The sequence below is a fragment of the bacterium genome (assembly GCA_022616075.1).
Classification (GTDB): Bacteria; Acidobacteriota; HRBIN11; order JAKEFK01; family JAKEFK01; genus JAKEFK01.
Genome location: JAKEFK010000187.1, coordinates 1 through 11,060, shown reverse-complemented (window position 1 = coordinate 11,060; position 11,060 = coordinate 1). Strand labels below are relative to the sequence as shown.

Here is an 11,060-nt window from a genome sequence, read left to right as displayed (position 1 = left end):
GGTGGAATATAAGAAGGATCAATGCTGGGAATGTTTTTTATCCGGATGTGATAAGCATCGTCTCCATGGCTGAGCGTGCGGTCAATTGTGTGGAAAACGGGCGCTCTGTGGCCGCCCGGCGGACCGAAGTTTGGAATCCACGTGGTGGCGACCGGAATGTTGATTCCCCGAAGGAGATGGAAGAAGAAAAAGGATACACCGTGACATCCTTGCATCCAGCTGGAAACATCTCCCGGTGGATCCAGCCGTGGAGTTCCTTCGAGAATCCGTCGAAGTGGCGGGCTTCCACTGTATTGCCAGTGATTATAGGCGTCTTCTGCCAGCAACATTCCGGCAGAGTGCTTCATAGTTTCACGGCTCCATTTCAGGACTCTACTAATACTGTCGTAATGCGTCATCCGGATCATATTCTCATGAACAAGGAATTCAAAAATTCTTTTGGGAGGAGAATTCGTGATATCACCGTACGGCCACCAGCCGTTGAAAACGACAGGAGTTGGATTAGACAAAGTTACGGCATCAAAATGGCCTGCATGAAAAATGAAGTGCGAGGAGAACAATTGGACAAGATCGAAGAAAGAGTAGTTCAAAACGGACCATGGAACAAAACCGCCGATTTCCAGCGCCAGACTGTGCGCTACTGTTTGAATGTAGAGGTTTAATGCATCATACCGGCTAAAGGAGGTCACGGCTGCCTGACCAACTTGAAGGTGTACCTGATTGATAGGAGGATCCACAAGGATAGGGCCATTAAACTGTGTCAGGTCAGAATTCAGCCACTGCCAGTATTGATAAAACGTGACGTTGAGATAGTTCCTCATGAGGAAGTCCCACTCGTCATAGTTCAGAGTGTCGACTTCTCCCGTTTCCAGATTTACTTCTTCCCACATGAGAGCAAACCGCACGCCTGGATTCAACTCTAACCAGCATTCCAGCACTTCACCGTTGGGCGTAATGCCTGGTACATCGACACAATAGTTTTCCCAATCAAAAGGCTGTGGTCCGCCGGAATGCTTCCATGTCTCCCACCAGGGGTGCAGGTGCTTGAGTAGATGCTGATCAAAGAGAGCGTCTTGCTTGCGTTGAGCATCCGCCTTACCCAGTTTGGCTTCCGTTGAAAAGCCGCGTGTATAAAGCGGTCCCGGCTCGTAAAGAGCAAGTGGATTGTCCGAAAATTCGATTTCTTCGAAATGATCGGCCGGAGTATCGCTGGAATGATCTGCGATCCCAACCAGAATCGATGTTACGTTTCCGCGTGTCCCATCGACTCCCACCGCGACAGCCTCGATTGTTTGATACGCCGCGATCTCGCCAACCAGCTCTGTTGTTAGAACCGCTATTTTGACACCGTACGCGGGAAGCACAAGAAACTGCCGTTCGAAAAAGATTTCGATCTGCTGAACACCGATCGGATCGATGGCGGTAATGGAAACATCAAATGGTTCACCCACCACAATGATAGGAGATACGCGAAGACTGGTAATGTTCAATCGTTCGGCACAAAGTGTTCCGGAAACAAACATCAAAGCGAAAATAAGTAACGAAATTGTTTTCATTTTTGAGCTCCCGGGGTCATGGCAAACTGAAGGCGAAATAGTCATTGGCCTCGTTTGCGTCCTCAATATTTGTGGAGTTCTGATGCCAGAACTGATCGGCAATCACGGCTGTGGCGCTTAGCCCATTGTTGGATCCATAAATTGCATGGAACGCGCCAGCATTGTTGAAGCCGTCCTGATCTTCATACGGAACACCAATCACCAGGTCCTCTTTGCTGTCGTTGTTGAAATCGCCGGCAGCAAGTGAATAGCCGAACCTATCATCGAACTCTCGAATGTTTTCAATGTCCGTACTATCCTGATGCCACATTTGATTGCCGACGATCGCAAGCCCATACGAATTAAGCCCATAAATTGCGTAAACGGCTCCTGCATTTGCAACACCTAATACGTCTTCAAACGGTGTGCCGACAGCGAGGTCATCCCTTCCATCATCATTAAAATCGCCAGCAGTTAGAGACCAACCAAAACCGGCCGGTGATCCGTTGTAACCAAGTAAATCCCAGGTCCAGTATTGAGTCGGAATTGGAACGTCATCATTTCCAAGTCCCTCATTGGACCCATAGATAACGTGCACGCATCCTGCCGATTGCGCCGAACCAAGATCTTCTTCAGGTACACCGATCACCAGATCGTCAAAGCTGTCATTATTAAAGTCTCCGACGGTCAGGACTCTTCCAAAATGATCGTGAACCTCTTCGTCGTCTTCTACTCCGTTATCACCCTGGCGCATTCTAAGGTTGCTCAGAACAATAGTAGAAAGGCCCTCCTGTTCTGAACCATGGATTACATAAACTGAGCCACTATGTTGAGCTTCGTGTGATTCCCATGGACTTCCAATTGCAAGATCGTCCAATTCATCTCCATTAAAGTCGGCTGCTGTCAAACTCCATCCAAAGAAGTTGAAAGGATCGGCGCCGCCCAGAGAGTATTGGTTTGGTTGATTTGCATATCGTTCAAAACAGCAGTGGGACTGATACCATTTTGCGAACCATAAATGATCTGGACCGCTCCGGCATCCTCTTTTGACCCAACATCTTCAAAAACAATGCCGATAGCAATATCGTCAAAGTTGTCCCCGTTAAAATCGCCGGCGGAAAGGGCATTCCCAAAATAATCTCCCCCCTCAGCAAAACCGGCGACGTCCGGAGAATCCTGGTTGAAGAACTTACCAAGGTTCGATCCTCCAGTAGTGAGACCATTTGAGGATCCATAGAGGATTTGAATTGCTCCGCTGTAGACCAGACGGATACCGTTAAAATGATTCTCCCCCGGAATGCCAATGGCGAGATCATCATATAGATCGCCATTGAAGTTACCGACGGCAAGCGCTGCGCCGAAACGATCCTCAGTCTGGGGAGAATCAGGTACGTTCGGTGAATCCTGGGTCCATAACTGGTCCGGGATTGGCGAAACAGCGTTCAAGCCTCCACCGGATCCATAAATAACAGTTACAGCTCCGGCATTTTGAACGCTGCCGATATCTTCAAGCGGTTTGCCGACAGCAAGATCCGCAAAACCATCATTGTTGAAATCACCAAGAGAACCTGCCGCTGTCACAGCAGAGTTCAATAACAGAAATAAGAACGCAATAAAGAACAGATTTGCCTTCATCATTAGTCATCCTCCCTTTTTAGCTTCAATTTCAGGCAGCGTCTCCTTAAAGACGCAGGAAAAAGAAAAATTCCATGCAGAACTAGATGGAAATTCCTTTTTTGGTGCGTCTTTACGTAAGGACTCGAGATTGCGAGCGAATGAACTGGATGATATCCCGTGCGCCCGTATCTGTTCTTTGCGGCTTTTCGAGTAACTTCAAGGAGGAAAGAATGAAAATCCACTTACTAGTCATGGCAATTGCCCTTCTGGTGCTGACCGCTTCGTCAGACGCCGTAACTCTGATTTCCCCACCCGTACAAAATGACGGGAACACGGTATCCTGCACCGTCTTTAACGTAAGCACTGACCCTGTGGAGGTAACCGTTACGCTATTCGATGGTTCCGGCCACCCAGTTGTCACTAACACAGGTCCTATCTTTCCGGGTGTAAGTAGCGACTTTGTTGCAGGTTTCAGTAACGATACTTTTTACTGCAAATTCACATTTTCAGGGAAGAGGAGTAGCATTCGCGGTTACATACGGCTTTTCGTTAACGGAAATTCAGTCCTGGTTGAGGAAGCCCGGTAAGAGTCGATAGCAAACATCTGAACTGTCGCCAGGTCTACGATCCAATATCAGACGAGTTGGAACGCTCAATTTCCGGAGCCTACCAATTCGAATGGACCCCAATAGTATGGATTGCTGTATGCCGCATAGCCTGAACCGGACTCGGCGGATCGGATGAATTCGAGTTTGGCTTGTCTTAAAGATTCTGTTTTGCTTTTTCCACTTTTCATGTGGACGTAGAAACGTTTCATCAGGTCCGCCGTTGATTTATCATCAACGTTCCAAAGAGTAACAACGACGTCTTTGGTGCCTGCGTAAAGGAAAGCTCTCATTAAACCTACGATTCCTTCTCCCCCTACCAGCTTTCCCAGTCCCGTTTCACAGGCCGACAGTACGACCAGATCAGCATTTAGATTGAGATTCACTATTTCATGCATCTGGAGTATCCCATCTTCTTCCGCTTCTTTCGTTTGCGAAAGAATGATTCCGGAACGCCGCGGAAATTCTTCGTCTACCACAGCATGGGTCGCCAAATGAATGATCTTGTACTGGAGAATGGGCTCTTTTTTAAAATTCGCTTCGGTGGCTTGTTCACCAAAATAAAGTGTGGACGCCGTTTGCGGATACAAAGCACTGATCCCTTCTACTTCAAGCCTTGCATATTTCAACCTGCGCAACTGGCTGAGCGACCTTTCCTGATTCGAGCTGTCAGACAGCAATTCAGGATCGGCAAATGCAAGAAGCTGGGTCCGCGAGCGATTTTCCGTTCCCTGATTCGTTCTCAGATTTGCCCAGATTGTAGCAGACGGGGCGTAAGAAAATTGGTACCGTTTGAGCAACAATTCATCTCTTTCCGTGATCAACGTTTCCAGGGGAACATAATGTAGAACACTATCCGGGATCACAATCCAGCTCTTTTTGCTCCTAATCGTCTTTTGCACAGGACTGAGAAGCTCCAGGAATAGCGCACGAGCCAAATCTTGATATTCACGATGCGTGCTCTCTGCATTTCCACTTCTGGAACTTACCGGAGGACGGCTAATAGCAGCTTTATATTTCTCAACCCGCTGCTTTAATTCTTTTTTCTTTGGCAGCAAAGCCATTCGAAATTCCTTCTGCGTGATGGCAAAAACAAAAGATTCTTCTTCGCCTACAAAAAATTCCAAAAGCGCCGTATCAGAATCCAGCTCTTTGCGGATCCGATCCAAACCATATGGTTTCGGATATTGTAGATCTGCATATTTCGGATTGCTCAATCTTAAATCAAGAAGGAATTGATCCAATTCTTCTTCTGCTTCCTGAAGTTTTCTTAAAGTTTCGTTCCTCTTTTGCTCTGTGATCTTTTCCTTCCACAATTCGGATTGAATGCGGGAAATCTTGCGGAGAAGGCGTGCTTCGGCTACTGCTTGTTCTTTGGTGAGACCTTTCCGAATTCGTGTTTCGGCGAAAGAGTCTAAAAAGGCACGGGCCTTCGCTTTCTCTGAATATTCAAAAGCCTTAGTCTCATAATCCTGGCCGCGATTCTCTTTGTGAAGTCGATGCAATAATCGGATCAAATCTTCGTAGACAATTAATTTGTTTGCCAAAAAACCGGCTTTGCCTTCTTCTAAACCTGCTCTACTGCGAATCCTTTCAATCTGATCGGTTGCTAAGCGATAGGATGCAAGCGCGTTCTGGATCGCACCTTGTCTCTCATAAACTTTTCCCAAACTATAACTGGATTCCCAGATGATCGTTGGTTCTTTGATTTCTTCTCCAAAAGTACGCGCCTGAAGAAGAGCCTCTTCCGCTTGCTGAAACTTTTGGATTTTTAGATACGTGGCTCCGAGCCCTTCCAATGCATATCCCATCCCTTTCCTGGAATCGATTTCCTTAGCGACTTGCAAAGATCGCTGGAAATATTGCTCCGATTCTGAGTAAAGTCCCTTTCTGTCATAAGTTCTTCCCAAGTTGTATGTCACCAGAATTATTCGAGGCCGATCTCCAGCTTCTTCGGCGATTTTCAGTGAGCGTTGATAGCTTTCGAGCGCTTTGTCATATTTGCCTTGATTCTCGTAGATACTGCCGATATTGCTTAGCGTGGAAGTAATTCCCCACCTGTCGCCGATTTGTTCCCGGGCTTTCAATGCTCTTTCCAGATACGCGAGCGCCTTTTCATATAACCCCTGGGTAGCGTACACGTCTCCCATATTATTCAAGACCAAAGCAATTCCCCTGGTGTTTTGTACTTCCTCTGCCGATTTTAAAGCCTGGTGATAGTAATGGATTGCTCTATCAAGAAATCCTTGTTCACGATTCAGGCTTCCCAGATTATTTAGGGTTTGCGCGTAGGTTTGCTTGTCTCCTAACTCCTCTGCTGCAGACAAAGCGAGCAGGTAACGCTGGAAGGCTTCTTCATGCAGCCCTTGCTCTTTGTAGGCGACTCCCATGTTGCTGAATATGGAACAAAGCCGGACTTTATCGCCTGCTTCTTCGGCAGTTTTCTGAGCTTTCACATAAAACTCGAGAGCTTCGCTGGTGGAACCTTGCGTTCGATAGATTTTGCCGATAGCCTCCTGCGCAATGGAAATTGCAGTCTTATCTCCCCATTCTTCGGCATACTTTAGTGATCTCTGGTAAACATCCAACGCCTCAGAAAAATTTCCTTGAAAATAGTGGACATTCCCAATGCCGTTGAGTGCTTTCGCCATCAACTCCTTATCGTTTCGTGTTTCAGCGATTTGTAAAGCCATTTGAATATTTCCCAACGCCTCTTTGTACTGACTCTGTCTCTGCTGTATATCGCTGGTTCGAATCAACGCGTTGGCAATGATTCTTGGATCGTTTAGTTTTTCCCCCAGAATTCTGGCTTGTTCGAAAAGCTTGATCGCCTCAGCATATTCTCCACGCTTCGTTTTGATTTGGCCGATCGCGATGAAGTTTTTCGCTATCGCAGTCTGATTCCCGGAATCCTGGGCGATCTTCAAACTTTCTTCGTATTTGAGAATTGCTTCTGGAAGTTTTCCATTTTTCTCCAAAATACTTCCTTCTGTAAACAGCTTTTCCAACAAAGTATCTTCCGGTTCTGAGGCAAGGGAGGAGACAGAAGAAAGAATGAAAATAAGCGCAAGGATTCGCATCTCAGCCCGTGTTTATTTCAAGGATTATGAGACAGGTTTAGACTGAACTGTAAAACGGAAAAAATATTCATCATGCACTTGCTGAGAGTTTTGCTCCAGCTCTTTAATTGTTAGGACATATGGATCCGGGGGAAACAGCTCCCAGGTGCATACCAGAGAAAAATTTCCAAGCCGATCGCGGGATGTAACCTTTCCAGCCGTAATCTGTTCTCCTTTATCATCCACAATCTGCATTTCATACCGCCGGTCTGGTCGCACAGGAACAAAGAAGTTCAAAATGAAGAATTTTTCTTCGGCGGAAATCCGGATGACCTGAACCGGAGCCAGTGAAGGGCTACCGCCTCTTTGAACTGTTCCTTCACCCAGATCGAAATCTTGTGCAGATCCAACTCCTTGTATCGGCGGTGCCGGCGCCTTAGTTATTTTTTCGACTATTACAGGCTTGCGAAAAATTCCAACATATGCCGGGTAAAGCAATGCCAGTGCCACCAGATATGCTACCGCTGGTTGGAGGAAAAATTGCCGCACCGTAACCATCCAGGGGATGCTTTGCTTTGGTTTCTCTGTGACCGCAGAGTCAAATTGCGCCAATCGAGTAACGATCGAATCGCAAAGTCCGCAGCTGTCAATATGCTGTTTCGTTTTGACCAGTTGCTCTTCCGGCAACGATTTCTGTTGATATTGCAGAAGTTCGTCCGAGCCGGGGCAATCTCCACGCCTCGCTTTTAGTTCATTAAACGCTTCTTGAAAGCTGTCAGGGATGTCCATACTCGTACCGTTCTAACTTTCCACCTCTTAAATCCTCTTTTTGATATTTTCTTTTCCCGTCTGAATGGCAGATTTTACTGCCTTTTCATTCAATTGAGTGAGTTTGGAAATTTCCTTATAACTGTAACCTTCCAGGTATAATTTTAAACATATTCTTTGTTTCTCATCTAATTCATTCAGTAGTTGCCTTAGCTTGAGGAGCTTTGATTCTTTCTCTTGTGCCCGTAATTCCGACCCGTTTATTTTTGGTATCCTGTCAAGATTGGAAGAAGACGAATTCAGAGATATCATCTGCCTTCGATAAATATCGATGCATGAATGCTTGGCTACCGTATATAACCAGCCTCCGATACTATCGATTGCACACTGTCGAATCTTTTCCAAAGCTTTTACAAATGCATCCTGAGTGGCATCCTCAGCCAAGGCATCATTTCCCCTGAAAAACTTCAGACAACCGTTCCGGATTTTCTCACGATAACGGCGATAGATCTCCTGGAAATATATGCTTTCCGCTGTGCGTTTAAAGGCATCGAGTAGCTCCGAATCTTTCAGATTTTGAAGCCCTATTTCCAAGCTACCTTCTTTTAAGACGCTGGTGATGCCGAAATTCCATTTTACTCTGAATCAACTTGAATGCACGTGAGCTGATCCATTGAGCATCACAATCCGCCGCCATCCTTTTCATCGACCGTCCGATACCGAGGAAGGGTGGGCAAATTTACCACCTGTTAGCCTCTGATTTACATTTCGGCAAAGCTATAGTGTTTTGCTTTCCTTCAGATTTCGTGAGCGAATCCGCAGGAGTAAACGCTATGTTAAAAACTTATTTCATATTCTCGATTCTCATGATTCTATTCACGAGTTTTCTTTTTGCGCAGGAAGATAACGGCTCTGTGCTTTCCGGTCAGGTCCTGGATTCTTTTTCCAAAGTTGCCGTTGTAGGAGCTGTTGTTGAGTTCACTGAGAAAAACTTGAGAACTCAAACGGATCGAGATGGTACTTTCCGGCTGTCTGAACTTCCATCCGGTTCACAAGTGATACGGATAAGATCGCTTGGTTACAATGAAAGAGAGACCGTCGTAGACATCACTCCGGGCGCTTCCAATTTTCTTACAATTGAATTGATCCCCGTGTTTCGGGAATCTGTTGAAGTGGAGGTTCCTTTTCTGGAAGGTCAGGCGAAGGCGTTGAATCAGCAAAAGACTGCAATCAACATTAAGAACATTGTCTCAGCCGATCAAATCGGACGCTTTCCCGACTCGAATGCGACCGAAGCAACCCAACGATTGCCTGGAGTGACTTTGGAGCGTGATCAAGGAGAAGGACGCTTCGTTCAAATTCGTGGTACCGAACCGAGGCTTACATCTGTTTCGATCAATGGCGAACGAATTCCGGCTCCTGAAGGAGATATCCGCTTTGTGGGTCTTGATGTGATTCCGGCAGATCTCCTGGAAGCGATTGAAGTTTCCAAAGCATTAACGCCGGACATGGAGTCAGATGCTATAGGTGGAGCAATCAATCTCGTCACGAAAACTCCACCCGATAAAGTACGTTCTGTATCAGAACCAGTTGCGATTTTTGCCGGCGCCTCTAGATGGTTTGGGAGTTTATGCAAACTACACGTTCGCGGATTCAGAAACGGAGCTCCCTGGAATTCGCACGGGGAGTCTGCCAGGTCAGGCGAGGCGGAAATACTGGCATCTGCCGGCCGAGACTCATGCTTGAGCGTTAAAACAATGGGACAGCAGTATATACACAAACCGATTTCCTGAAAAAAGATCCATCAAACGATCCCGCTTTCGTCCTGCATCGTAATATCATCGTTGTCCACCTTATCTGGCCATGGTGATGGGATAGCTTCCGGTAATTATGCGAAGCCGTGCGGACCTGAAGAGCCTAGCACCATCCCAGACAGCCCGCTGCGCATTCCCATTGGATCCGCAGGTTATGGCCCCAACCTCCATTAGTCCGACAATGTGGTGTTATTATTTTCATTCCCTTCTGGAATTTGATTGCCGGCATCTACGACTACAGTGTACTGAGGATCTACCCAATTGTGCGGAGCCCGGTTCAAATCGTAACATTTCGGGCAGTTGAGGTGTCGCATTAATAACCGAGTATTCACTGGTCTCGAGAATCCCAACACTTTATGATCCTTTGCCCCTAAACCATTTACCGTATCCTCCTTTAGAACGTTGATACCTACTTTCAACTGAACTATGAAGGAGCCTGTGATCGGAAAATCCGTCGGATTCGTTATGATATAGACGATCCCGCCTACATTTTTCACCTGTTCAACTCGGGGTTGTGCGGTTGTGGGATTTGGCATTGGGGTCCCTATCGGGGATGTGCAGAAGTCATCTTTCGTAACGGCGAGAGTTTGGCCATCACAAGAATCAACGGCGCTAAGGCGGTAGACTTTCGTTGGTTTACTGGCAACCAGATCGGGACGTCCTACGGTGTAAGAAAGTGTGCCGCTTCCAACGGCCCTGGCACAACCTTCATCTATACCACCTTGAGTTGTGATCTGGGAATCAAAAAAGTCGGACGCATTGATGGATACGCTCCGCACGGCATTTCCCCTGAAGGCAAAGGTTGTGCCGTTTCCGGTTGTAACATTTTGAATATTTGATATGGCCCCCGAGGTACGTCTATCGCTATACCGGACGTTTGCCAGGCCACTTCCGGTGGCAGTAATGGTTACCTGCGTACCCTCTTGAATGGGTGAAGCTGGCACAACTGCAATTGAAGTTATCGATGGGGCATTCAGGACATTGATGTTGAAAGCGCCTATCCCAGGATCGAGTTTTATCGTTTTAGCACCGGTACCCACACTCGAGCCCACGGTGACAGTCAACTGTACGCTGGTGTTTAGACCACCGCCACCCGATTTGTTTCCAATCGCAACTGTGATCCCCGAAGGCGCAGTAACGCCAGTAGTAAGATCAGTGAAGTCACCGCGAACGACCATAACAGCAGATCCGCTCCCCTTGACAACCGGCACCATGGCTGGCGGCGTAAACCGGGCATTACAATAATCCACTCGTTGGACCCCTGCTTCTACTATGCCATGTAATAATAGAGCAGCAAAAACCAAACAAACTTTTTGGAAAAACTTAGTGTGACTCATATCTCAAGGTTCCTCCTTATGGTTTTGCTTCCCAGCAAATCTCTTGCCCTTCTTCGGAAAGCGATCAATCCGAGCATGAAGTAGATTTCTATTAGGTGGTTGGCAACAGGAATTGCTTTCAGAAACAACTTTAGTTGCTAAAAAGATGCCGAAAGTGGAAAAACCCGAACATCCAAAGGAATTTACCTCTGTCAATGGCGATTGATACATCGCCAATCCAGTGAACCTGCTTCAACATGCCGTTTCACTCGCACGAATTTCTGTTTGCATTAATTCAGCTTCTCATAGGCAAAGGTTCTGCCTTGCGATTTCTCTTGATACAATT

Annotated in this window: 9 protein-coding genes; 2 read left to right on the top strand and 7 right to left on the bottom strand. The window is 46.7% G+C overall.

Features of this window, described 5'->3' with window-relative positions; genetic code table 11:
* The 3 genes from L0156_15035 to L0156_15025 all read right to left on the bottom strand — a co-directional run.
* Window positions 1-1,556: hypothetical protein (locus L0156_15035; GenBank protein ID MCI0604311.1), on the bottom strand; the 1,556-nt coding region annotated here is incomplete at its 3' end.
* A 16-nt stretch (window positions 1,557-1,572) separates the two neighbouring features.
* Complete coding sequence (locus tag L0156_15030; protein ID MCI0604310.1) at window positions 1,573-2,442, bottom strand: hypothetical protein; 870 nt, start codon at window positions 2,440-2,442, stop codon at window positions 1,573-1,575.
* A complete protein-coding gene (locus tag L0156_15025; GenBank protein MCI0604309.1) occupies window positions 2,439-3,173 on the bottom strand; it encodes a hypothetical protein in 735 nt (244 codons plus the stop codon). The genes L0156_15030 and L0156_15025 overlap by 4 nt, the downstream gene beginning before the upstream one ends.
* A 209-nt stretch (window positions 3,174-3,382) precedes the next feature.
* Here L0156_15025 and L0156_15020 point away from each other — a divergent pair, with 209 nt between their 5' ends.
* Window positions 3,383-3,739 carry a hypothetical protein gene (locus tag L0156_15020; protein MCI0604308.1) on the top strand — a complete coding sequence of 119 codons (357 nt, stop codon included), beginning with the start codon at window positions 3,383-3,385 and terminating at the stop codon, window positions 3,737-3,739.
* Window positions 3,740-3,804: 65 nt separating this feature from the next.
* Here the strand turns inward: L0156_15020 and L0156_15015 are convergent, their stop codons facing one another.
* The 3 genes from L0156_15015 to L0156_15005 are packed head-to-tail and all read right to left on the bottom strand — an operon-like array spanning window position 3,805 to window position 8,178.
* Window positions 3,805-6,837 carry a CHAT domain-containing protein gene (locus L0156_15015; protein ID MCI0604307.1) on the bottom strand — a complete coding sequence of 1,011 codons (3,033 nt, stop codon included), beginning with the start codon at window positions 6,835-6,837 and terminating at the stop codon, window positions 3,805-3,807.
* A gap of 24 nt (window positions 6,838-6,861) precedes the next feature.
* Window positions 6,862-7,605: a hypothetical protein gene (locus tag L0156_15010; GenBank protein MCI0604306.1), complete on the bottom strand. Its 744-nt coding sequence runs from the start codon at window positions 7,603-7,605 to the stop codon at window positions 6,862-6,864.
* A gap of 27 nt (window positions 7,606-7,632) precedes the next feature.
* A complete protein-coding gene (locus L0156_15005) occupies window positions 7,633-8,178 on the bottom strand; it encodes an RNA polymerase sigma factor (GenBank protein MCI0604305.1) in 546 nt (181 codons plus the stop codon).
* 239 nt (window positions 8,179-8,417) lie between these two features.
* Between L0156_15005 and L0156_15000 the strand changes: the two genes are divergently transcribed.
* Complete coding sequence (locus L0156_15000; GenBank protein MCI0604304.1) at window positions 8,418-9,377, top strand: TonB-dependent receptor plug domain-containing protein; 960 nt, start codon at window positions 8,418-8,420, stop codon at window positions 9,375-9,377.
* A gap of 191 nt (window positions 9,378-9,568) precedes the next feature.
* On the opposite strand, the gene L0156_14995 is transcribed toward L0156_15000, so the two are convergent.
* Complete coding sequence (locus tag L0156_14995; protein ID MCI0604303.1) at window positions 9,569-10,735, bottom strand: hypothetical protein; 1,167 nt, start codon at window positions 10,733-10,735, stop codon at window positions 9,569-9,571.
* Window positions 10,736-11,060: the final 325 nt, after the last annotated feature.